Here is a 22,932-nt window from a genome sequence, read left to right as displayed (position 1 = left end):
ATGCGAAGCTTCTGGGTTTACAATCCCAGGAGCGTGATCACCTATAGCTCCTCGCCCCACTCCGCGCCACCTCGACCAATTCCTGACGGCTCTCAACGCTCTCCGCTGGGCGGAAATCCCGAATGCTCAGCGGCCACGCCCTTTCAACCTCCATTGAACATCCGTAGCCCTTACGGATCATCCTTCCTCTCACGATCACGGCTGGACTGAGCAGAATCGTCGCCATATTGTCGTCGATGTTCGTGCCGTAAAAAGCGCTCTGCATGTACGCGCTCTCGTCCTCGATTGTACAAAACAGATGTCTGCCGCCCGACTTCGACGGTGGCCTGTGCGGTCGGATGTTCAACCCCGCTACGGTCGCCCTGAACCCCGTCTTGAGCTGCATCGCCTCATGCGCCGTGATGATGCCCCGCGCCGCCAGCGACTGTCTCAGGTGGGCAAATGGGTGACAACTCGTGGTCACGGAGACGATCCTCCACTCCCAAAGCAGTTTATCCCAGTCGCTAAAATCCTCTATTTCCCAGGCAATCGGTGTCGCGTTCGCACCGATCAAATGAATATCCAAGCGCTTTTGTGAACTGCTTACGGTATCGGCGCGGATGGCTTGGGCTTTGGCGAGAGTCTCGTTCAAACGCCAGATGAGACCGCGGCGGTTAAAGTCATGAAGAGCGTCAAAAGCGCCACATAAGATGAGGCTTTCGAGTAGGTCGCGCCTAAGGGGGAGGCGCACGCAGAAATCGAGCAAGCTGCGATACTCGCCGTTCGCACGCTCGGCCAAGATCGCTTCAACATCTTCGTTTCGGATGCCACTTACAAGGCAATATCCAATACGGATCGAGGTCGCTTCGTCGTCCGTGGTGCAAGCCAATTCGCTTACATTGATGTCCAATGGGAGGATTTGCCCTCCGCGCCGCCTGGCTTCGGCAGCAATGGATTGAGGATCATAAAATCCGCACGGCTGATTGCTCATCAGGGCGGCGTAGTATTGGATCGGATTGTGGCAGATCATGTAGGCGGTCTTTTGGGCAGTCAAGGCGAAAGACGCTGAATGCCCCTCGACAAACCCGAGCGACGCCCATCCCTCCAGTTCGTCCATGATTTTGTTGGAATTTTCCACTGAAAGATCGCGGTGGACCTGACAAGATCGCTTCACGAAGCTCGCCCGTGCCTGTCCCATCGTTCCGAACCGCGCGTGTTTGGCAAGCTGTTTCCGCCATGTATCGGCCTGGGCGTCGTTGATGTTCAGCATGGCCGAGATGATGTAGCTGACTTGCTCTTGGAAGCAGCATACGCCGTAGGTCCTTCCGAGGATAGGCTTCAGTGATGGATGGAGGTATTCGATCCGTGAGTATCCATTACGCGCCGCGATATACTTCTTCACCGCTCTGGCTTTAATCGGTCCTGGACGTATTAATGCGCAGCTTCGTACGAGGTCTTCGAAGTCGCGCGGATGGAGTTGCGTGGCGAGTGCGGCCTGAGCAGGGGACCCAAGTTGAAACGCGCCACAATTATTTCCTGACCAGAGCATTCGGTAAGTCGCCTGGTCTTCACGAGGGATGTTGTCGTAAGAGAAATCTGCATCGGAGCGCTGTATGTCGTGCTCTGAATCCTTGACGACAGAAAGGATCGGGAGAGAAAGAATATCCAGCTTCACGGAACCCATTGTTTCAACATCATCTTTGTCCAACATCACGATGGGCAAAACGCCGCGCGCCGACGGGGTAACTACATTCAAGGTGGAGAGAGGAAGGCCACTGAGCACTAGCCCCGATGAGTGGCTTCCAAGGTGCCTTGGATGTCCTGCGATCTTGCCGCAGAGATCAAAAAGCTGCTCGAACCGTTGTGTCAAAGAAGAATAAGCACGAAGCTCGGCATTGCGTGCGAATGCCTCGGCGATCTTGCCAGCGTCGGAGAATCCGCTCATATGCTTAGTGAACCACGCCAGCGCCTGCGGCGGCAGCGCCAAAGCTCTTCCGATGTCTCTGAGAGCGCCTTTGGCCCAATAGGTGGTATAGGTGCAACAGAGCGCCACGTTTTCTTCGCCATAAGTCTTGGAAACCCAGCGGAACACATCATCTCGCCGCCGCGCTTCGAAGTCGATATCTATGTCGGGGTTTTTGCCTGGCGCGACCCATCTCGCCACAGGAAGGTTTCTCTCCAGCACGTCGATGTCCGTGAGGCCCAAGCAGTAACAAACTTCGCTGTCGGCTCCACTCCCACGGCCCGTGACCATTATCCCTTCACCCCGCGCCCAGCGCACGATCCGCGCGGCGTGAAGAACAAAATCCGTGTAGCCCAGTTCGGCCAGAAGCTTCAATTCGTAGTCGAGGCGCTCTTTCCCCTGACGCGTGAAGTTCCCTCGCCGTCGCCGCGCGCCTTCGTACGCCAGTGTGCGCAAATGCTCCACCGCCGATTCCCCATTGGCAGTCGGATAATCAGGCGTAAATTCCTCGCCCAGCGGCATAATTCCGTCGCCACTGCACTGTTCGGCGATCAGCATCGTGTTGGCGACCGCCTCTGGACACCACGAAAACAGATCACACATCTCTTTGGCTGATTTCAACCGCCGCTCGGTGTTGAACGGCCTGGCAATGTGATGCTCGGCGGTCGTAATCCCCATGGCGATGCATCGTTTTACGTCGTGAGCGATCATTCCGTCGCTGGTAGCATAATGCACGTTGTTGGTCGCGACGCACCGTGCGCCAATCCTCCGCGCCAGAAGAACAAGCTCATGGCAAACCCGCGCGGCGTGAGGAGTCAGGTCGTCTTGCAATTCAATGAACAGATCGTCGCCGAAGATATCTTTGAGTTGCTGCGCTACGATTAGTGCTTCGAGGTGACGATGATCGCGAATGAGCGAACTGATTTTTCCTTGTCTGCATCCCGTGAGGCAAATCACACCAGCGGCGTGTAATGGGAGCTGATCCCAAGGAAGTGCGGGCATGAGACGACCACCGATAGCATAGGAGGTGGAGAGCAGTCGGCAGATATTTCCGTAGCCCGTGCGGGACTTGGCGAGTAGGGTCAGGTGACTGCCGTCGCTCATTGTGACTTCGGTTCCGTAGATCGGCTTTATGCCGTACTGCTCGCAAACTTCGTGAAACTTGACTGCGGCGGTGAGCGTGTTGTGATCGGTGATTGCCAGAGCAGGCATGCCAAACAGCGCCGCCTGACGGACCAGCTCTTCAATTGTAGAAGCGCCATCGAGGAATGAATATGGCGAATGGCAGTGCAGTTCTATATACAAATTGCCTCCCTAATCCGCCATTGCACGCAGCCGCCACTCAGAGCCTATCCGATGCAACTCGAACGTCCCATCAGGTTCCGTCATCACCCGATAGGCGTCGACCTCGGCAATCTTGCCCCAGGACCAGGTTGACGACCGCCATTGATCGATCACTCGCGTGATTTCGTAACGCCCGCTGTCGTACGTTGAGCGTTCTGATCGACTGTATCGGACGGGGATGCCGAATTGATCTGTGGATACGCGGACCCGCTCATCGCGGCGCTTCGTTAAAGCGTGGGTCCAGAGATTCACTTTTGATGACTTGAGTAGCAGTGAACCTGACACGACCGAGGCTGGTCCATACCGTTTGCGGAGGGTTCGCATTTCAGCCTCAAGGCTGATGCGGCGTTCGTGAGCGAAACAGTCGGAATTGCCAACAGTATCCAAAAGCGTGAGTTGTACGCTTTCGCCAGCATCGATCCCCATTACTGCTAGAGAAATCTCGACCACAGGTTTCTGCAACCGAAGGCGTGCCAGAAGTCGTTTGGCGGTTCGCAGCAGGGTGACCGCATCGTGGGATGGCGAATAGAGGTGCTCGCTTTCGAAGACGAACGATTGATCATCGGCTTTGATTGTGAGCGCGACCGTGCGGCAGTATTTCCCAGTGCGTTGAAGGTCGAAGGCGATCTTGACCACACACGCCTGCAACGCTTGGGCGATGATCTCATCATGGCGAACTTCGTCATCGAAGGCATGACGCGCCTCAATCCGTTGCTGCGGCCACAGAGCCTGCACTGGATCACTGTCCTCACCGATGGCAAGGCGTCGCAGTTTTAGAGACATCTGCTTGTTGACTTGCCTTTCCAGTTCGCTGACTGGGATTTTGCGGATGTTGCCGATGGCCGTTATGCCGAGCTTCCCGAGCCGCTGGACGAGCTTGGCGTCCAGACCAGGAAGAAAACCCACGGGAAACTGGGCGAGGACATAAGGTTCATGACCCTGCTCGATCACCTCGACATGAACCTGGGCATCGCGGTCCTTGGTTCTGACCAGTGCCGCTGCGCGCGCGACCAGCTTCGAGCTTCCCAGCCCGACCGAAATTGGCACGCCGATCTTGTCAGCGATGGTCACGGCGAGATGCTGCACGCGCCCCACGACATCTGGTCCGTCGAACTCGGCGTAACAAAGTTCGGGATCGATCGGTTCAACTGAGTTTGTCTCTACAGCGACGACATCCCAAATCGCTTCAGCGGTTTCTGCATAGGAAGCCTGGTCATATGGTAGCACGATCAGGCCCTGGCAGAGCGCGCTGGCGGTAGATGTCGATAAACCTTTGGATATCCCCATCGACCTTGCCTCCGCCGATGCGTACCTTACGGCTCCGTCCGCCGTCGCCAAGACAATCGGCTGTCCAATAAGGTGCGGAAGCCGCGCTCGTTCACACGCGATCCCGATAGCTTCCGTGCGGATACATACGATCATTTCTATAACCCTCCATGTCCTGTGGCTCTCAAATGGTGGTAGACAAGTGATTTTTATGATTATAGTAGACGCTTTGTGCATTTGTCAAACATTTGTTCGTATTGTGAGGCAAATGACGCTAGTAGTGGAGAGTGGTTGACAGTTGATGATGGTTCTGGAGAAGCTGCGGAAGTGCGAGCAGGAGAATTGAAACAGAATTTGCCCCCGAGATTGAGCATGAACTCAAATCCCTGGAGCAATTTTCCGAACGATAAGGGGTGAATTCGATGGGCGGTGAGCTAGGAAAAACTATGCATCTTCGTCGTCTTCTTCATCGAGATTGTCGAAGAAGCCTTCAAAGTTTTGTATATAATCGCGCTCTTCATCTTGAAGATCGATATTTTGGCCCTTACGTGCTCTTTGAGCCATGCGTTTGATCTGATCGGCTATCTGATCAGCGTCATCAGGGCTGTAGGCTTCCAAAAACATGAGCGGCGGTTTCTGGCCTGGCTCAGAAGGCACGCCCGAGAGCGTGAGAATAACCCTACGCTTGTGTGGTTTTAGCATGAAACTGCCCACGGACTTCACTATGCCATCCATCGAGTCCAGTTCATCCTCCCACTCAGGGCCGAACAGGTTGCCGATGTGTGTAGGGGCGTCCGTCGTGATAGTCTCGCTCATGAATGTCCTTCTCCTTGATAATGCCGTGTAGGGTCATTATATTTCACGATCCTGATTTTGTCAAACAAATGTTCGCAACCATGGATAGTAGCAAGTACGGGAGATTTCACGACATTTAGCGGCGGATCGCGAAGTTGACAATTGGGTCGAAAATTGTTACAGTGTGATCGCTTGTTCATCACATTTGCAGCGAAGGAAACTCGCCATGATCAAACGCCTGCCAATCCTGCTTCTCGCTCTCATGATGGCGCTGCCATCGGTCGGCCACGCCGCCGCCCACCATAAGCGCCACGTCCATCACAAGGTGATCCACAGGGCGACGGCAGATAACTCAGTCAAGGTCTGGGTCAACACCAACACTGGAATTTTCCATTTCCCTGGGCAACACTGGTACGGAAATACGGCGCAGGGACAGTAAATGACGGAGAATGAGGCGATCAAGGCTGGGTTCCGCCCGACGCACAATGGACAGTAGACTTTTATTTTGTACTCAAGAGTTATACTCTTATTTGCTTATTGATGTATGAGGTTACCATGAGCAGTTCATCCCAATACGATAAGATGGTTGATAATTACTTAGACATCGACACCACCAAATCTGGCACGCGATATGAAATATTGACTGCGCTAGTATCGAAGGCACTCTACGAAAACACAAAAGTGACTCACGACGCTAAGCTTATTGGCGCAAGTGGCGCACCACATCAAATTGATGTGACGATTGAAACGGAAGGGAGATTGAAGCGCATTGTCATAGAATGCAAAGACTTTGATGTTTCGCAAGGTAAAGTTGGCATAAGTATTGTCCAAAGTTTTATTACTGTAGCGAACATGACAAAAGCGGATCGTGCCATCATTGTAACTCCTGTAGGCTTCACAAGGGACGCAATCAAACTTGCAAAGTACAATAATATTGAGTTGATAGTTCTTAGAGAATTCTTGGATACAGATTGGGGGAATTTCATTCGTCAAATAGTTATCGAGGCTAACGCCTGGTATCCTGAGATTAAGTCATTAAGTTATACTTGGCCGAACCCACAGATTGACCCTGATCTTGACAGAGACTTAAAGGATAATAATCTTTCATTGAGCCAAATATCGCAAGACGATGAAATTTATGTTTATGTGGAAGACGTGAGATTTCAAATTATAGAGATTGTTCAGAAACACATCGACGGCATTCTATTTGACCTTAAATCCCCCAGTCCTATAGTAATCCCAATCTCCATACCAACCAACAGTCTTCAAGTATCAGGAAGCAAAAAATATCCCCTGAGTAGCCTTGAATTGGAAGTGGAATTCCGACTTGCAGTTACTAACACAGTAACGAAAAATGTCGACAGGTTAGCTAAGTTGTTAGTTAGTCAAGTCGATGCCGATTATATAGTATGGGATGATGAATTGAAAAAATATACAATTGATAAAGATACAGGTGAAATAATTCCCAGTCCATAGTCGGAACGTGTTTGATTTAAAATGCATTCCAACGCAACATGTTATGGAGTAGACATGAAGAAACTATCCGAATTTATCCCAGCGTCGATTAGTCACCCATTTGAAAAGCTATCTTCTGCATTTTACACCTCAGACGTGGTAATCGATCAGCCTGGCCGCTTTCACATTGCAAAGTATGGGCGTAATTCTATCGAGAAAGTATTCGAAGATGTTCGTGTAGGACTGATTGAGCGCGATAGAAAACCAGCGGAATATATAGACGACGAAGTATTCTATGCTCTGGGTAGAATTAAAGAGTATTTGGATGATGAAGTTCCTGCCGCAGACAAGATTGACGAAAAAACGGGCGCCATATTTGTCGCTTATCTTCGCAATCAATACGATGAAATGCGGGAATTCGTGAAAGACTTCGATGCATCAGAAGCCTCGAATAGCGATTGAGTTCATGATCGGCATCGCTCTCGCTTCTAACTTCCAACCCCGAACGTTGGCGAGCCGTGGGTTTGCAAAGCCCGTGGCTTCGCTACGCCCACGAAGCCCGATCTGCCCCTGATTATCGCACATCTCATCCAACAGTTCCAACATGTCTGTATATCTGTGGATCATATGCGCCCTTGGTGTATTGCGCGACCAGCCCAGGAGCAGAGTTGCGATCCCAACGATGATCGGCGTGGCCTGACTGGTCGCCGACAGCAATGCGAATTGATTATTGAGCCAGGTGCTGCAGATCGAGACGCCAGGAGCCGACCGCGATCTAATCTCCGCGCTATTTGATCCTCTTCACAATCAAAGTTCGGCTCTACCAGCGTTTGTTCTTATCTCTCTGGCAACTCCTCCCCCGTCCCAACTCACACTTCCATCCGCCCACCAACACATCACCCGAAAGGGCCGAATCACATCCTCAATCAGCTGCGGGATCGGCATCCCCAAGGGCTTCTCCGCCAACCGCTTGGCCTTCCGCACAACCCCGCTGCTGGCCGACACACGCCGCGCCCAAGCGTTTCGGTGTTCATTGATGACATCCAACGCCACGGCGATCTGGGCGGGTGTGGCAGTGTACAGTTCGGTTTCGTTACTGAAGCCGCGCGGAGAAATCTCGATGTATGCAGTCATAGCATTCCCTGTGCTGCTCTTGGCTATAGTAAGACTCTATGCTCTTGTTTGCAGAGGGAAGGGAGTTGTAGTCAGGGAGAGACAAGGGCAGCAATCAACCTATATGATGGGAAGACCTGACCAACAAGAGGACCACTGAGCTTAATGCGCACATCACGTTAGACAGCAAGACCACCATGGCCATAATCCCTGGGAGAAACCCTGGAAATGGCCTGGGGCCAATAAATACCCAAAGGCCGAATGAGCCGACAGAAGCCAGTATCCCCCAGAAATGGCCGCATCGTGCTGTAACAATCCAGGGAACTGCGATACAGACGATAAACAGGAGGAATAGGCTGATAGCCTGAGTCCAGAACATGATCTGTCCAAACACTGTTGGCGGGGTGGACTCTCTATCGTGATTATCCTCGGGGGTGGACATCAGAAACTCCATGCGCCATGAAATTCTATCTTGGACATATTCCAGGGGCGCTAAGTTACAAAACTGGATGTGGAGATTTTGGTTTCGTGACGGGGTTAGAGGATATGGAAAGTAAAGGCAACTCGTGGCGAAAAGAACTTTGCGCCGCGAGCTGGCCAAATCAAATAGCCTTGACCGCTATGGAGTGGTCGCCGCTAAGTATTCTCTCCACGCCTTCTTGTGCAATCTCCCGAACACCATCATGCTCATCCAGGGCCAGCATCTTCAAATAAGGCAAAATACCTGGATCATCGTGTTGCGCCAACAGGGACGCGACCACATACCGAACGTGCGGATTTGGATCATCCACCACGAGTGTGAACGCAGTAACCACACGCGGGTCCGTGAACTTTTGCAAGGCTTCGGCTGCGCGGAGACGCAAAGTGTGGCGGACTTCGGTCAGCAACACTTCGATGAGCGGCTCTACGGCCCGAGGGTCGCCAATTGCAGCCAGAGCTTCAAACACGTGGCCTTTGACATAAAAGGATCGGTCGGCGAACATTTCGAGTAATGCACCGACAGCGCCTGGATCGGCTATCTTCCCCAGCGCTTGAGCGGCCTGGGCGCGGTGATTTTCGCTGGAGTGAGAAAGAAAGGGTAAGATCGCTGCCATGGCTTGCTTATCCTTTAGAGTAACAAGGGATTTCAGCGCGCCATATGTCACATCGTCGTCGGTGTCTTTCAGCGTCTCGATCAAAGGGCTAAGAGCCAGAGCATTATGTTGATTACCCAAAGCCAACGCAGCGGCAGCGCGTACCTCGGCGCTGGCATCACTGAGCGCGTGGATCAGCGGTTCTACACTCTCTGGAACCTCACGTTCGCCCAAGGCCGATGCCGCAGTGCTCCGCACCAAAGGATCATGATCGTGGAGAGCGGCTATGAGTGCGGCATCCACATCGGGGCTATCGATCTGTCTCAAGGCTCCCATTATCGCGTCGCGGCCATAAAGAGTTTCATCTCCCAATGCTTCCAATAAATGGTCGGCAGCCCCTGGAGCTTCCAAATACCACAATACTTGCGCGGCACGCTCTCTGTCTGTTTCATTTGGTGAACGAAGCAGTTCCAGGACTTTCGGAACGGCGGGATCACCCACGATGCGAAGCGCGTCAGTGGCATAAGACGATAAATCCTCTTCTCGATCTATAAGCGCCGAGATTAAACCCTCAATGGTGTGCTCACCGCCGATGCGTGCCAGCGCCCAGGTCACGTTACGCGGAACCCAGCTTGGCCCCGAATGGAGTAGGGCAAGGAGTGGTTCGACACTCCTGGGATCGGCCAAAGTTGCCAACGACTCCGTGGCGGCGTCGAGAACATTTGGATCATCGTGGGACAGCAGTTTGATCAGGGGGGCCACGACACTTGGATCGCCGATCTTACCCAGGGCACGCGCAGCCGCCGCCTGAACTGGAGCGGAGCCTGTTTCAGTAAGTTTGATCAGTGGCTCCAGGGCGATGGAAATCTTCAATTCCCCAAGTGCATGCGCAGCGGCTATTATGACCACATCATCGGGATCGTTGAGTGAAGCCATGAATAAGGGAATGGCTTCTAAGGTTTTACGGCGTTCGAGAACGTGAATTAGCCGAGCACGCACGGCGGGGCTGCGGCGATAGCGCAGTTCCTCCAACAATCGTGTATCGGCATGGGAACTTTGGTTTATGAGCCCGTCTTTGGCTGATTTTCGAACCGTGGTACTCACATCGCCCAGGACGACGAAGAGTGGTGGTAATGATGATAGATCGTTGATCTCTCCAAGCGCCCTGGTCACCACATCTCGGAATGTGCGGCTTTTTGTTTGGAGTAGTTTTGAAAGTGCTTCCACGGCACGCGCATCTTGGAGGCGTCCCAGGGAAATGGTGGCTGCCCACTGGACGACGCTCTCCGTGTCGGCAAGAGCAGAGATCAGCGGCTCAACAGCTCTCGCGTCCCCAAATCGTCCAAGCACTGATGCCGCCGTATGCCGTAGCCGTTTGTTGTCGGATCGGAGACCGAGAACGATTGCGGGAACAGCCACAGGTCCGATCTGACGCAACACTCTCTCGGCGGCTTGTTGCACTGGAGTGTTTTGGTATCCAAGCGCCACGACAAGGGCTTCCACTGCTTCTTCTCCGCGCTCGGCGAGCTGAACCATGGCCTTTGTGCGGTTTGCGTTGAAGAGTTGATGTACGAGGGTTTTAATATCGTCCATATGGAAAGAGTAGTCTCGATTAATTTATTGTGGCCCGAGATGGTAGGCGGTATGTGAGGGCTGCACTACAGTCTATCTCGATAAAAGCACAGGGTTTGGTAAGTATGAAATGGGAAGATGAGGAATGGAGAAGAAATGTGGGAGGACAAGGGGAGGGGAATTAGAATACAGCGAGAAACCTCTACATCGGAGTAACCCATCTCTTGACTATCGACCCGCCCTGCACGTCAATGATATAATGGTAGTTGCCGCCTCGTGTGTCCCAATCGAAGGCGATGTTTATAGTTTTGAAATCCTGATTAATCCGATGATTCCTTGGATGCTTACCGTTAATCGATATATAATCCTCAGTGGCAAGATGCAGCGCCTCATTTTTGGTAATGGCTATCTTCACGCCAAATATTTTACGAATGCACGTGATGATGTCTTCAATATCCATGGCAGTGGTTGTAGGGCCAGCTCACGGCGAAAAGTTCTTTCCACCGCGAGCTGGCCCAAGAACTATCTATTCGGCAGAAACTTCTGCCGCTGCCATCTCCGCCTTGGTGCGCCGACGACGCTTCGGTGCGCCAGTGCTCGCCAAGGAAGCGATCAAAATTCCATCAGCCTCTTCAAAGCTGCCTTCGATTCCGCCTTCAACAGGAGTAATTCCAAAACGCTGGAACAGCTTCTTTGCCGTGATCTGCTGCTGGGTGCCACGTCCGCGCCGAGAAATCTTGAATGCGGTTTTGTCGCCATCTGTTGCGGGTGCGATGGCAATCACATTACGTTCGGCGTCATAGCCGAGTTTGACAGCGGCTCCATCAGGAAGTTTTCCTTGACCCTGCTCAGAGAGCACTATGGTCGATTTTGAGATTTTATAATCTGTCTGTTGGGCTGTGGGAGCGGCTGCTGTGGCATACCATTCGATTGGCATATGGTTATACATCCTTACATTTGGGTTTGAACTTGCGTGGTTAAAGCGCTGTCGGCTATTATACCGCGTGAAATTCATAAGATTGGCCTTTGAAGAATGAAAAATCAATGCCTTATGACATTCTTTTTCACGCGAGCATCACTTCAGGGAGGAATGTAGAGATTTAAAATGGAACGTATGTTTCATCGTAGATGGGCGACATGTGCAATCACAACAATAAAAAGGAAACTTTAGAGAAGAATAATGGCTCGTATTATCGCACGTATCTACGCTGAAGGAAGCCCCTGAATCAGATTGAGTCAGAAATCCGCCGTGCTCTCATTCAGGCCAACGTCGTTCAGGTGGAATGGACTTATATTTCAGAAGCCATCATTAATAAACCGCATGAAGATAAAGAAGCCGTGGCGAATTGGGCGGATATCACGTTTCCAAAGCGGTGGACATTTTTAAACGATGATATTATTATCGATCAGAGATAATCATGATCGTGTGTGTTGATAGTGCCCTCACAGATAATATGATAGTCATTGAACATAGGCCATAGGACACAGTTCGATGTCCACAGAAATTTCACGTATAAAATCAAACAAAGGCGCTACGCGCTCTAAAGGAAACTCAACCATGGCATTTTCAGCAAAGAGCAAGAAATCAGGCATCGAATACTTTCTTCACGCGCGCACAGCCGCGAACGGCAAGACGAATCTCTATTTCTTCGCCAAGAAAGTGAAGGACGGGGCTATCGATGCGCTGCCAGAGGGCTATGAGGTTTCGGAGAATGCTCTCACGGGGTTGCCAATGTTGAAGAAGAAGACTTTGTAAGCGTAGGGGATATTGCGGAGAACGACAGCGTGGCGGCGTGGGCAATCTGTCCGCGCCGCTTTTTGATTTGAGACGTTCAGCTTGTTCCTATATACAGTCCATCATGTGGGTACAACCAAAACATGGCACCCCAGACCGAGAACCACCACACTGTCATTCCGAAAAAATCGGAAACCCGCTCCATGCGCGCCCAGTTTGCGCTGGCAATCCTCCCGACTTTAACTGTTCTCGTGGTTTTCGCTCTGGTCGAAGCGTGGAGCCGCCAGCGTCTACTCTTTGCCTCTCTCGCCTCCAGCTCATTTCTCATCTATCTCGATCCCGAGCATAAAACCAACAGTACACGGACCCTAATGCTCGCGCAGGGCTTAGCGGGAATCGTGGGCTTTGGGACACACATGATTTTTGGCCCAAGCTACTGGGCGGCGGGCGGAGCGATGGTGATCGTCATTTTTGGCATGATCATCATGCAGGCTATGCATCCGCCTGCGGTCTCCACGGTGCTTTCCTTTGCCTTCAGTGCGGGAAAGGGAGGTGGCTTGGCGCTGTTCGGTCTGTGCATAGGACTGATCATCATGTTGGTGGCTCTCCAGCGGGCGTCCGTATGGTTGTTCAGGCGAACGCTGGCGTGGGAGGAGCGATAACCAATGGAGATCATGCATTTGAACGCGGAGGGCGGGGTTCGCTTATTGGTCCAGTGGTTGCGCCTGGGAGTCGAGACGCTCGGGGCTTTGATTGTGGGAATGGGGGTGCTGCTGGCCGCGATCCTATTTCTCAAGGCGCTTCTTGCTCGCGAGACCGCCAACTTCAACGCGATCCGATTGTTGCTGGCGCGGTACCTGGCGTTGGCTTTGGAGTTTCAGCTAGGCGCGGATATTCTGTCGACTGCTGTCGCGCCAAGCTGGACAGAGATCGGGAAGCTGGGCGCAATTGCCGTGATTCGCACAACGTTGAACTATTTTCTGTCCAAGGAGATGAAAGAGGAGCGGGGAGGGGATATGACTGGAGCGGAGATCGAGGTGGAAGCGAAAGCGGTGGGGAAGTGATCGCGTGTGGCGGCAGCGGAGTCGTAATTTATGACTTGGTTGCTCGATTGTTGTTTGATTTGAATGCTACCACGGTATGTATCAATAGCTGAAAACGTGTTGTGTGCGCACACCACGGGGCGGATAGTGATTACTCAAGCCTTCAATCATGCATTGATGTCTGTCTACATTGAGATGGAAGAATGTGCGAAGCGTTGCTGCGCCTGTGCAAAACTTGTTCCGCCAGTGTCGATCTCATGTCGCGGCACATCCAGATTTACAAAAAGATTTTGGCTCTGTGCGCGAAATCTTGCCGCGCATGTGTCGAAGAATGTGAGAAATACTCACAACAGGAGTGCCAGCGCTGCGCGGAGGCATGTCGCCGCTACGCAGATGAGTGCGAGTCAGCGATAGCAATCACGGTATAGTCGATGCGCCATTCACCCCCTAATGTTTATCGACGAACTGAGTGAACGTCATGGATCGATCTATAACCACTCAATCGTCGGAGTTTCTCGCTCCTGCTCAAGCACAATAGTCGTACCGCTGGGGCCAGTGAGAAGGTAGATGCGATCACACGTCTCCAGCATCATCTTGAGGCCGTGGCCGAGTGTTCCCTGAGTGCTGTATCCGCGCGACAGGGTCGCTTTTGGCAGATTCATCGTCGCAATCCCCGCCCCCTGATCTTCAACCCAAACTTGAATCTGTCCTTGATCGCTCATGCGAACGGTCGCCGTCCCGCCGCCCGCGTGCACCAGGGCATTCATGCCTGCTTCGCTCCCCGCTGTCATCAAATCGAACGTTCGCGCCTCGGTGTGCCCCGCCAGCTTCGACGCCTTCTCACAGAGGCGCCGAAGGTCGTGCAAGCCCGCAGAAGTCGTCAGACAAATAGCTTCACCCACGAGCGCTGCGGGGGATGGCGTCTCCGAGCGGCTATTGATCAGATTCAGCTTTCCTTCCGTAACGCTGGACAGCACATCACGAAGAATAATTCGCTCGCGCACGGCGGCGTGCGCCGCCTCGACCGCTCCGCGTGTCTGCGAGACGGTGGTCTCGACAAGCGAAATCTCCTGATCCGTCCACTGGCGAGGTTCGCTCGCCATCGCCACGACTAACACCGTCATTTGACCTTCTTGCTGGATTGGAGCCCGCACAACGGCTCGCAGCCCCAGTGTTCGGGCGACGGTGCTATCGGGAAGCTGGAAGGCGTCTTCAATGACATTCGTTTGTCCTGCAAGATAGTTTTTATCGCGGTTCGGACTATAGTCCGATGTCCGATGCTCGCCCGAGATGGAAGGGACACCTTCGCGTCTCCATTCAGGACCGACGATACTTCGGTCGCGCTGGAGATCGTAGGTGACGTAATAGCAGCGATCCGCATCCAAAGTCTCGCCGAGAGCCGCCGTTGTCATTTCCATGATGGCCTGCGGATCGGCGGCGCTTCGAACCGCGCGACCAATATTGCTGACCAGCACGAGCCGATTGTATGCGGCGATCATATGATCTTGAGCTTCACGTAGCGCGGTATCATCCGTGATGAAGAGCATCACGCCACGAATGGCCCCAGAATCGTCTTTGTCAGGAATAAGCGTGGTGCGAACGAAACGGCGTCCCGCGCTGGCGTAATTCATCGGAATATTGTCGTTGACGACTTCCCCAGACAGCGCGGCTTGCAAGTGATGCTTAACAGCTTGGTAAGCGACTTCTCCAATGACTTCCTTGATTTCCTTTCCGTGAATGCCCGCAGTGTCCACGCCAAACCAGTCCGTGTATGTGTGATTGTTGAAGAGGTATCGCCCGTCCATATCGACATAACCAATCAGCAAGGGCGCGTTATCCGCGAGGCGACGCAGTCGCTCACTGGCAATATCGCCATCGGTGTTTTGAGATGATTTTTCTTGCGCGTCTTTGCCTTGCATCGTGCGTCCTTACTAATGTGTCGTACTGGTATTTATACCATGGTATCGACGGGCCCGAAATAATTTCATCGCTGCTGACAAGCGTTTGTGGGCAGCTTGCTCCAACACAAATGAGCGCTACCAGGTTGTCTTGTCAATATTGAGTTATTAATGTCGAGATATTGCGGCGCGTCGATTCCGATGGCCAGGCATTTGATAAGGAGATTATTTGGGCGGTAAATGACGATTTGTGCAATGATTGGAGAATCAATTATGTTCGTGAACGCCTGCTTATGTCCGTGGGCCACTGTTTATGTGTGAATGTCGCCGCGTTCCTCACGAGGCCCTACGTCTTCAATGGAGAGCAGAACCATCAAGCGTCCATTGCGGATAAGCTTTCGAGCGTAGAACACGAAAATCTTTGCGCCCAGCTCAGCATATTGGTCGGAAATTTCGGCGATGGAGTAGGGGATGTCTTCCTTCGTCGCCGCCTGGAGAAGTGCTCGCAGTCGAGGTATATTCCAAATGTGTTCGTGGATGTCATAGATAGACTTTTTGAGTATGGACGCTTGGGTCGCTCCCAGCATAGCACTGTAAGCGCAGTTGCAGGCGCAGATATGCGCCTCCTCATCCAGTACCAAAAGCGGGTGGTCGATGGTGTCCAGAATTCGATATAGAAATCGACTCGCGCTGTGTTGCTTGCCCCCTTCTAAGGGACTGTTTCTCGCACGGGACGATACGGTATCCAGAACATCTTCCACGATGTACGCGCCCTTCTGTAAGTTTACCAGTACAGCGACCATCGCTGTTTTAGGGGAGTATTCGTTCCCACGGGTTGGCATGAAATACGGTCCACATATCGATTCTTATGTCTGGACTCATAATGCTGTTTCTGGTATTATAGCTGTAATCGCTATCATGTAAACTTAAGAAGCTCGTGTCAACGCAAGAAATATACCGCCAAGGAACATTCGTAAAGTTGTTACTGGACGATTCGCCTGGATGGTAAAGATTGACCAACAGGCGGAGGTCGCGAATGAACGGCAGTTCCGAACCTGATCCCACTCCCCGCATCAATATCCTCTCCCCCCCAGATAACGGCGCCCATAGGTTTGCTTTACCGCCGAGGATATGCCACAACGGTCGCATTTGCATCTGGGTATTGGGCTGTATATTCAAGGGAATACAATGGAAGACATACGCAGCGCCGTGGCGTGACATGGGAGTGCTACTTCACGGATCGATACATCGCGAAGCGCTTGGCGTCAGTAAGGAAGAGTTGCTCGCCGCCTGGAAGCAATCGTTCTGAGAGAGGAAAGGACTGTCGTGTTGCCCGCATCAATCGTCGCTCGGTACGGAAGAATTTCATGATGGCGTTATGGAACGAAATTATAATCAAGCGATAGCGAACATGCTTCCATCGCATTGTTAACGACAAATCGTTACTCAACGGAATGTTGTTGTCTCACCAATTTAGCTGATGTTAAATTTGTTTCTAAATGGGGTAATATGCCAGCAGGTTAGGTAAGTCTTCTCTTGGCCTTGCTTCCTCTCACACGATATTCCCAATTTGGAAAGGGGTGTCTATGACGCGCAAAATTAACTGCCATGAGAGCCTAATAGTCAACATATTATGTCATGGCACGGAAGCTGCTCTGTCTCTTGAAGACCGCAAATCCGCCCAGTATGAGACGTTGTCGGCAGCAATCGAGGCTCCCAATATCGTATCCCACGTTCCAGTGTATGGGGCGAAAGAAGATGTGCCTTGGCTGACCTGCAGTTACGGCGCACCCGCCGATTCTTCCGCTTATACTGTCGTTGCGTTACTCGCGAACTTGAACGTGGGCCTAAGAAACGTGGGGCTAAGAGTGGAATGTCGCAATCAGATCGACAAGCCCGCCAAACGACACTTCTGTTTCCTATGCGGAGGATACTACTGCGCGTCTCACGCCGACCCAATCACCCATGGCTGTACCGCTATCGTCGATCACGCCTGAAATCTTGGCATACAATGTCGTGAATTGGCAATTTTGTTTTAGTGTGTTTATTATGACTAATCGCTATAATTATTATTTAAGAATTGCTCTGTGAAGTGCTGGCGTTGCGCCGAGATTTACGACACAACGTGAAAGGCAAGTGTTCCCCCGTGACAAATGACCCTTACGCCACAACCTTTCGCGGACAAACCAGTTCCAGCAAATCAATCCCGTTGCCTGCCGAGGATCGCCTACGCTTGATCGAAGCGAATGTGCGTGACTGTGCGATCATCATCATGGACATCAATGGCGCGATTGTAAATTGGAACTTAGGCGCCGAGTGCATTATGGGCTGGTCGGAGGACGAAGTTTTGGGGCTTTACGCCGAAATCTACTTTACGACCGAGGATAGACTTCAACGTGTCTGCGCTCGTGGCTTGGCTCGGGCTGCGCTTAAAGCGGAGTGTGAGGACAATCGCTGGCACGTCCGAAAGGACGGCTCACGGTTTTGGGGAACTGGAACCATTCACTCCCTCCGCGAGCGCGACGGAAGGCTGCGTGGATTCGTCGAGATCATGCATGACACTACGGAACACAAGCGGGCGGAGACGGAGCTTGCGGCAGCGCTGGGAAGAGAACGGCGCAACGCCGAGATACTTCAGCGGTCGATCTTGCTGGGCAACCCTCGTCGAATCCATGCGGGGCTGGAGCTGACTGCTCAGTATGTGCCAGCCTCAGCCGATCTGCTGGTGGGAGGTGACTTCTTCGACATGTTCCCGCTCTCCGATGGGCGTGTTGCCATTGTGCTGGGAGATGTGGTGGGCAAGGGTCTCGAAGCGGCGGTGCATACGACCCAGATCAAGTTCGCGCTGCGGGCCTTTATGAGAGAACATGCAAAGCCCGAAGTCGCCGTGAAGTGCCTGAATGAGTTTCTGTGTGAATCCGAGCGCCTGGATGCGGAGCGCGGTGCGGCGGAAGACCGTTTGACCCGATTTGCTGTTCTTTCTACTGGGGTCATCGACCCCATCACGGGAGAAGCAAGTTTCGCGGGCGGGGGAGCTGAGCCACCCATTATTTTGACAAGAAGTGGGAAATCGCAGCAGATCGATCTCGGAGGAATGCCTCTTGGCGTTATCCCCGAAACGGATTACGAAGCGACGAAAGTGCATCTCAGTGGCGGAGATTTGATCGTGCTGGCAACCGATGGTCTCACGGAATCCAGGAGGGGCGACGATTTCCTTGGCTGCGATGGTCTGATCCGCCTCGCTGAGAACGCTATGTCTCTTGGGGCGGTGGATCATATTGCCCAGGCGGTTTTGGAAGGCGCACGCGAATACGGCGGCGAGTTCCGCGATGATGTCTGTTTACTACTTGCTCGCATGGCTTAACGATCATTCTCTCCATCGATCTCTCCTTGTTATGTTGGTCTTCACTCGCATTTGTACGGCTGATCCTCGGGTATAATCGATACACTATCCTGTTCGTAGGTTTTCGAGGTGGCCATGAGACGCGCCGATTTAGTCCGCCAGGACGCTGCTGCGTACGTCCGAAATATCGGCGACACGATCCGTGACGCTTTGTTGGTCCTCGACACCGACCTCCGAGTTTTAGCCGCGAACGCCCTCTTCCACACTACCTTCCGCATGGCAGCAGATGAGATTAAGAATCAGTTCTTTGCCAACCTAGGCGATGGGCAGTGGCATATTCCAGAACTCCTCGCCCTTCTCGCTGATGTTTCTCCTAAGATGCCCACGTTCGATGATTTTGAGGTCTCTGGTGATTTTCCAGAACTCGGCCAGCGAGTGATACGGATCAGTGCACGAGAACTCATTGGTCATGACAGCCATGCGGCGCTCATTGTTCTTTTTATCGAAGATGTTAGCGACCAGAAGCGCGCGTCACAGGCGTTGCTTGTTTCGGAACTGCGGTATCGTCGATTATTCGAAACGGCTCGTGACGGCATCCTGATTCTTAGCAGTGAGCATGGAAAGATCACGGACGCTAATCCGTACATGACGGAACTCCTGGGTTATCCTCATGATGAACTTGTGGGCAAGGAGCTTTGGGAAATCTGTCTGCTCAAAGATGAAGAGGCCAGTCGCGATGCTTTTCGCCAATTGAAGGAACAAGGCTATATCCGATATGAAGACTTGCCACTCGCAAGTAAGGGAGACAAGAAACGCGAAGTGGAGTTCGTCAGTAATATTTACCAGGAAGGCAATACTCAGGTCATTCAATGCAATATCCGTGATGTGACGGAGCGTAAACTGTTGGAGGCCAAAGTTGCTGTAGAACACAAGCGGGACAAGAAAATCGCGACCGTCCTACAGCGTACAATGCTGTTTCAGCCGAATGAGGATGCCTTTTCTGGATTGTCAGTTCAGACCGTATATTCTACTGCTTCGGACGAAGCGCTCGTTGGCGGCGACTTTTGGGACACATTTGCTTTTGACAATGGGCATGTTGCCTTGGTCTGCGGTGATGTGATGGGACATGGCCTTTCATCCGCCGTGTTTACCACGGAACTCAAGCATACCCTACGAGCATACATACGTGAGCATGTGCAGCCATCACGCATTCTGCAGCAGATGAACGATTATCTTTCTGAGAGCAACCGTCTTTTTTTAAAAGGAATCAACACGGAGGGTGGTGATATGCCCGTGTGTCTGTCGCTTGCGATTATTGACCGACAAACGGGTATGGGAACTGTTTCAGTGGCGGCAATGGAAGGACCGTTGTTGATCCGCACAAATGGCGTCACGGAAGTTTTGAAAGCGTCAGGGACGCCACTCGGCATGAACATCGAGCCGAAGAGCCGATATCACCAGGTGGATTTCCAACTCGGGGTTGGAGATACGCTGGTAATGACCACGGATGGCGTCACGGAAGCGCGGCATGGCAAGGAGTTTCTTGGAGACGATGGACTGGCGAAGCTGGCGGTGAAGCACCGCCACGGAACGCTGAAAGACATGGGCGAGGCAATCTTGACTGGCGCCGTAGATTTTGCTCACGGTGATTTACGCGATGATGCCTGCCTGGTGCTGGTTCGCAAAAAGTGATGGCTTTCGTGTGCTAAAGCGAGCTTTCTATCATTGTCCTGTCCATTCCACTATTTCGCCCATTTTGCTCCATCCGCCACGCCGCTATGTTCCAGAACCACTGTTGAACGGTGTGGCCCCGTGAGGAGGGAAACGCGATCCACGGTTTGCAGCGTCAGTGTAATTTGGTTTGTGCGATTGTACCCTGGATATAGAGCTGCTATTACCTTTGCCAAGATTTGTGACAACTCCATGAGACGCGCCCATCATGGGATGCTGCTTAATCGCCGCAAACTCCTCTTCCATCAAGCGCCCAGGCTTGCGAAGCACCGCGTCGGGGACGCCGATCTTGCCGACATCATGAAGAAGCGCGGCGATAGCGATGGTGCGTAGCTGGTCTTCCGACAGACCCAGTTCCAAAGTATGTAAATCATTACGTCTTCAGAATGCTTACAAGTGTGACGATCTTTGTTCTCCGCTGCCTATAAATCTGTAAGGAAGGCGAATCCTTCACGTTGCCGCTTTTCGCTGGGTATACGAATTCTTTCCCATTCTGCCGATAATGATGATTAATGCCCTTGTCATATTACTGTGCTTTAGATTGATTGGGATTAGACTATGAACGCTCCACTGCCAACCAATGAACAAGAGAGACTTGCCTTTCTGCGAGAGGCGCGCATTCTCGATACGCCCGTAGAAGTCGCGTTTGATGATATCACCCAGCTCGCCGCACAAATCTGCGGTGTTCCCATCGCCGCCGTCAGTCTCATTGATGAAGAGCGTCAGTGGTTCAAGTCCATCATCGGTTTGGATGTCACCGAGACTCCGAGAGACCAGGCATTCTGCGCGCACGCCATTCTGCAATCCGAGACACTCATCGTTCCGAACGCACTGGTGGATGAACGCTTCGCCGACAATCCGCTGGTCACCACCGATCCCAACATTCGTTTTTACGCGGGTGCTCCGCTCCTCACTTCCGATGGCGTCGCGTTGGGTTCTTTGTGCGTCATTGATCGCGTTGCCCGTGAATTGACTGAAGAGCAGCAGGCGGTTCTGGAGATGCTGGCCAGACAGGTCGCGGGGCGAATCGAACTTCAGCGGCGTGTGGAATTGCAAAAAGAAATGATGGCCGAATATCAGCAGACACAAGAAGCATTAAGAGAAAGCGAAGCGCGGTTACGGCTCGCTCTGGAGAGTGGTTATTTTGGTACATGGGGATTTGATTTGAAAACAGGGCAAAGCCATAATGCCTCGACGCAAACAAAAGCCCTGTTTGGCTTACCTCCTGATGCACCGTTTTCGCAGACGGAATTTTTCAAAGCAGTAGTTCGCGAGGATCGAGCGTTGGTGCGCGAATCTGCCCAGCGGGCTATTGAAAGTCATGGACGCTCCCAAGTCGAATTCCGCATCGTGTGGCCTGATGGTTCTATACACTGGCTCTGCGCGCATGCCACTCCTCAATATGACACCTGCGGCGATCCCGTGGCAGTCATGGGAATCACGCAGGACATCACGGTGCGCAAGGCGCGCGAGGCAGAGCAAGAGAGACTTTTGAAACAAGCGCAGGAGCAAGCGGATCACGATCCTCTCACGGGGCTTTGGAACCATCGCGCCTTTCATTTTCGGCTTCAAGAAGAAACCGCTCGTGCGGAGCGAGAAGGATCACTGTTGGCGGTTGTGATGATCGATCTGAATAACTTCAAATTTTTCAACGATGTTTATGGTCATGCTATGGGAGACCATGTTTTGCGGCAAATGGCCAATAAGTTATTAACGGTCTGCCGCGCTTATGATACTGTGGCTCGATTTGGCGGGGATGAATTCGCATTACTTCTACCCGCGATTGATGATTTCAGCCAGTTGGACCTTGAGGCCAGACTTCGCTCAGAATTAGTAGGAATTAGCTTTCGACCCATGGGGGCAGTAACGGATATTCCCATTACCGTCTCCATCGGCGCCGCCGTATTGTCAGCTTTGACCATGGATCAGCACGACGTGCTGCAACGAGCTGATGAGCGTCTGCGTCGCGCTAAAATGGGAGGAGCGGTCGAATCGGAGGCGGATCTGATACGCGCCTCCATGTCTGGAAGCGTGCAGGGCTTCTCTATAATGGATGCCCTTGTTATCGCGGTGGATAACAAGGATCGCTATACGCGGACGCATTCGGAAGATGTGATGGTTTATAGTTTGATGATCGCTGACCAGCTTGGCTTGGACGAAAAGATACATCGCACGGTGGCGGTGTCCGCTCTTCTTCATGATGTCGGGAAAATCGGTGTTCCTGACGCCGTGTTGCGTAAACCAGGCAAGCTGTCAGAGGCGGAATTCGAAACTATAAAGCAACATCCCGTGATGGGCGTCATTATGGTAGGGGCCATTCCAGGGTTGGAAGATACATTGGACGCGGTGCGCCATCATCATGAGCGCTGGGATGGTGATGGATATCCAGATGGCTTAAGTGGGGAGGCTATACCACTGATCGCACGCATTATGGCTGTGGCGGATGCATTCTCCGCGATGACCACGGATCGTCCGTATCGGAGTGGAATGGACCATGAGCACGCCCTAAAGATCCTGGTGGAAGGGCAGGGCATTCAATGGGATGAAACATGTGTTCAGGCGTTTTTAAAAGCTCAGCAGAGGGTGACGCGATAGCTATCCTCTTCTGGCTTCTGTACGAAT

At 52.4% G+C, this 22,932-nt stretch carries 18 protein-coding genes; 10 read left to right on the top strand and 8 right to left on the bottom strand.

The features are described from left to right. Nucleotides 1–37: 37 nt before the first annotated feature. The 3 genes from D5261_RS30420 to D5261_RS30410 all read right to left on the bottom strand — a co-directional run bounded on the left by D5261_RS30420 (nt 38) and on the right by D5261_RS30410 (nt 5,368). On the bottom strand, nt 38–3,247 hold the full coding sequence (locus D5261_RS30420; RefSeq protein ID WP_119321539.1) for a DNA polymerase III subunit alpha: 3,210 nt from the start codon (nt 3,245–3,247) through the stop codon (nt 38–40). 9 nt (nt 3,248–3,256) lie between these two features. Continuing rightward, the gene (locus D5261_RS30415; RefSeq protein WP_165864210.1) at nt 3,257–4,708 is read right to left on the bottom strand and encodes a DNA polymerase Y family protein; all 1,452 of its coding nucleotides are present in this window, start codon (nt 4,706–4,708) and stop codon (nt 3,257–3,259) included. Between the two features lie 288 nt (nt 4,709–4,996). Beyond that, nucleotides 4,997–5,368 carry a hypothetical protein gene (locus D5261_RS30410; RefSeq protein ID WP_119321537.1) on the bottom strand — a complete coding sequence of 124 codons (372 nt, stop codon included), beginning with the start codon at nt 5,366–5,368 and terminating at the stop codon, nt 4,997–4,999. 205 nt (nt 5,369–5,573) lie between these two features. On the opposite strand from D5261_RS30410, the gene D5261_RS30405 reads away from it, so the two are divergent. From D5261_RS30405 to D5261_RS30395, 3 genes are all read left to right on the top strand, one after another. After that, complete coding sequence (locus D5261_RS30405) at nt 5,574–5,786, top strand: hypothetical protein (RefSeq protein ID WP_125205984.1); 213 nt, start codon at nt 5,574–5,576, stop codon at nt 5,784–5,786. Between the two features lie 116 nt (nt 5,787–5,902). After that, nucleotides 5,903–6,823 (top strand): restriction endonuclease, encoded by a 921-nt coding sequence (locus tag D5261_RS30400; RefSeq protein ID WP_165864209.1) that lies wholly within the window; start codon nt 5,903–5,905, stop codon nt 6,821–6,823. Between the two features lie 54 nt (nt 6,824–6,877). Further along, the gene (locus D5261_RS30395) at nt 6,878–7,264 is read left to right on the top strand and encodes a hypothetical protein (RefSeq protein WP_125205983.1); all 387 of its coding nucleotides are present in this window, start codon (nt 6,878–6,880) and stop codon (nt 7,262–7,264) included. A gap of 1,253 nt (nt 7,265–8,517) precedes the next feature. On the opposite strand, the gene D5261_RS30390 is transcribed toward D5261_RS30395, so the two are convergent. Together D5261_RS30390 and D5261_RS30385 are read right to left on the bottom strand one after the other, a co-directional pair. After that, a complete protein-coding gene (locus tag D5261_RS30390) occupies nt 8,518–10,581 on the bottom strand; it encodes a HEAT repeat domain-containing protein (protein ID WP_119321531.1) in 2,064 nt (687 codons plus the stop codon). Between the two features lie 505 nt (nt 10,582–11,086). After that, nucleotides 11,087–11,497, bottom strand: a complete 411-nt coding sequence (locus D5261_RS30385) for a hypothetical protein (RefSeq protein ID WP_119321529.1) — start codon at nt 11,495–11,497, stop codon at nt 11,087–11,089. Nucleotides 11,498–12,118: 621 nt separating this feature from the next. On the opposite strand from D5261_RS30385, the gene D5261_RS30380 reads away from it, so the two are divergent. From D5261_RS30380 to D5261_RS33595, 4 genes are all read left to right on the top strand, one after another. Beyond that, the gene (locus tag D5261_RS30380; protein WP_119321528.1) at nt 12,119–12,316 is read left to right on the top strand and encodes a hypothetical protein; all 198 of its coding nucleotides are present in this window, start codon (nt 12,119–12,121) and stop codon (nt 12,314–12,316) included. 122 nt (nt 12,317–12,438) lie between these two features. Continuing rightward, nucleotides 12,439–12,957 (top strand): HPP family protein, encoded by a 519-nt coding sequence (locus D5261_RS30375; RefSeq protein ID WP_119321527.1) that lies wholly within the window; start codon nt 12,439–12,441, stop codon nt 12,955–12,957. A 3-nt stretch (nt 12,958–12,960) separates the two neighbouring features. After that, a complete protein-coding gene (locus tag D5261_RS30370; RefSeq protein WP_119321526.1) occupies nt 12,961–13,359 on the top strand; it encodes a DUF1622 domain-containing protein in 399 nt (132 codons plus the stop codon). A gap of 182 nt (nt 13,360–13,541) precedes the next feature. Beyond that, the gene (locus D5261_RS33595) at nt 13,542–13,766 is read left to right on the top strand and encodes a four-helix bundle copper-binding protein (RefSeq protein WP_119321525.1); all 225 of its coding nucleotides are present in this window, start codon (nt 13,542–13,544) and stop codon (nt 13,764–13,766) included. 60 nt (nt 13,767–13,826) lie between these two features. Here the strand turns inward: D5261_RS33595 and D5261_RS30365 are convergent, their stop codons facing one another. Continuing rightward, a complete protein-coding gene (locus D5261_RS30365; protein WP_119321524.1) occupies nt 13,827–15,257 on the bottom strand; it encodes a PAS domain-containing protein in 1,431 nt (476 codons plus the stop codon). Between the two features lie 290 nt (nt 15,258–15,547). Beyond that, nucleotides 15,548–16,078, bottom strand: coding sequence for a PAS domain S-box protein (locus D5261_RS30360; protein WP_301002357.1), 531 nt, complete (start codon nt 16,076–16,078; stop codon nt 15,548–15,550). A gap of 1,250 nt (nt 16,079–17,328) precedes the next feature. Between D5261_RS30360 and D5261_RS30355 the strand changes: the two genes are divergently transcribed. Beyond that, complete coding sequence (locus D5261_RS30355; protein ID WP_354673115.1) at nt 17,329–18,600, top strand: PP2C family protein-serine/threonine phosphatase; 1,272 nt, start codon at nt 17,329–17,331, stop codon at nt 18,598–18,600. A 114-nt stretch (nt 18,601–18,714) separates the two neighbouring features. Then, nucleotides 18,715–20,271: a PP2C family protein-serine/threonine phosphatase gene (locus D5261_RS30350; protein WP_301002355.1), complete on the top strand. Its 1,557-nt coding sequence runs from the start codon at nt 18,715–18,717 to the stop codon at nt 20,269–20,271. A gap of 84 nt (nt 20,272–20,355) precedes the next feature. Here D5261_RS30350 and D5261_RS33590 read toward each other — a convergent pair whose 3' ends face one another. Beyond that, on the bottom strand, nt 20,356–20,670 hold the full coding sequence (locus D5261_RS33590; RefSeq protein WP_119325321.1) for an HD-GYP domain-containing protein: 315 nt from the start codon (nt 20,668–20,670) through the stop codon (nt 20,356–20,358). A 198-nt stretch (nt 20,671–20,868) separates the two neighbouring features. On the opposite strand from D5261_RS33590, the gene D5261_RS30340 reads away from it, so the two are divergent. Beyond that, nucleotides 20,869–22,905: a bifunctional diguanylate cyclase/phosphohydrolase gene (locus D5261_RS30340; RefSeq protein ID WP_119325322.1), complete on the top strand. Its 2,037-nt coding sequence runs from the start codon at nt 20,869–20,871 to the stop codon at nt 22,903–22,905. The last annotated feature ends 27 nt before the right edge of the window (nt 22,906–22,932 follow it).

Origin of the sequence: Capsulimonas corticalis (assembly GCF_003574315.2) — a bacterium.
Classification (GTDB): Bacteria; Armatimonadota; Armatimonadia; order Armatimonadales; family Capsulimonadaceae; genus Capsulimonas; species Capsulimonas corticalis.
This window is presented reverse-complemented; position numbering and strand designations above follow the sequence as displayed.

What these genes read in the sequence shown, in the direction of transcription:
- D5261_RS30395 (WP_125205983.1), top strand. Translation starts at nt 6,878, where the DNA reads ATGAAGAAACTATCCGAATTTATCCCAGCGTCGATTAGTCACCCATTT.
- D5261_RS30405 (WP_125205984.1), top strand. Translation starts at nt 5,574, where the DNA reads ATGATCAAACGCCTGCCAATCCTGCTTCTCGCTCTCATGATGGCGCTG.
- D5261_RS30400 (WP_165864209.1), top strand. Translation starts at nt 5,903, where the DNA reads ATGAGCAGTTCATCCCAATACGATAAGATGGTTGATAATTACTTAGAC.
- D5261_RS30415 (WP_165864210.1), bottom strand. Translation starts at nt 4,708, where the DNA reads ATGATCGTATGTATCCGCACGGAAGCTATCGGGATCGCGTGTGAACGA.
- D5261_RS30340 (WP_119325322.1), top strand. Translation starts at nt 20,869, where the DNA reads ATGAACGCTCCACTGCCAACCAATGAACAAGAGAGACTTGCCTTTCTG.
- D5261_RS33595 (WP_119321525.1), top strand. Translation starts at nt 13,542, where the DNA reads ATGTGCGAAGCGTTGCTGCGCCTGTGCAAAACTTGTTCCGCCAGTGTC.
- D5261_RS30350 (WP_301002355.1), top strand. Translation starts at nt 18,715, where the DNA reads ATGAGACGCGCCGATTTAGTCCGCCAGGACGCTGCTGCGTACGTCCGA.
- D5261_RS30360 (WP_301002357.1), bottom strand. Translation starts at nt 16,078, where the DNA reads ATGCCAACCCGTGGGAACGAATACTCCCCTAAAACAGCGATGGTCGCT.
- D5261_RS30380 (WP_119321528.1), top strand. Translation starts at nt 12,119, where the DNA reads ATGGCATTTTCAGCAAAGAGCAAGAAATCAGGCATCGAATACTTTCTT.
- D5261_RS30370 (WP_119321526.1), top strand. Translation starts at nt 12,961, where the DNA reads ATGGAGATCATGCATTTGAACGCGGAGGGCGGGGTTCGCTTATTGGTC.
- D5261_RS30375 (WP_119321527.1), top strand. Translation starts at nt 12,439, where the DNA reads ATGGCACCCCAGACCGAGAACCACCACACTGTCATTCCGAAAAAATCG.
- D5261_RS30390 (WP_119321531.1), bottom strand. Translation starts at nt 10,581, where the DNA reads ATGGACGATATTAAAACCCTCGTACATCAACTCTTCAACGCAAACCGC.
- D5261_RS30385 (WP_119321529.1), bottom strand. Translation starts at nt 11,497, where the DNA reads ATGCCAATCGAATGGTATGCCACAGCAGCCGCTCCCACAGCCCAACAG.
- D5261_RS30410 (WP_119321537.1), bottom strand. Translation starts at nt 5,368, where the DNA reads ATGAGCGAGACTATCACGACGGACGCCCCTACACACATCGGCAACCTG.
- D5261_RS30365 (WP_119321524.1), bottom strand. Translation starts at nt 15,257, where the DNA reads ATGCAAGGCAAAGACGCGCAAGAAAAATCATCTCAAAACACCGATGGC.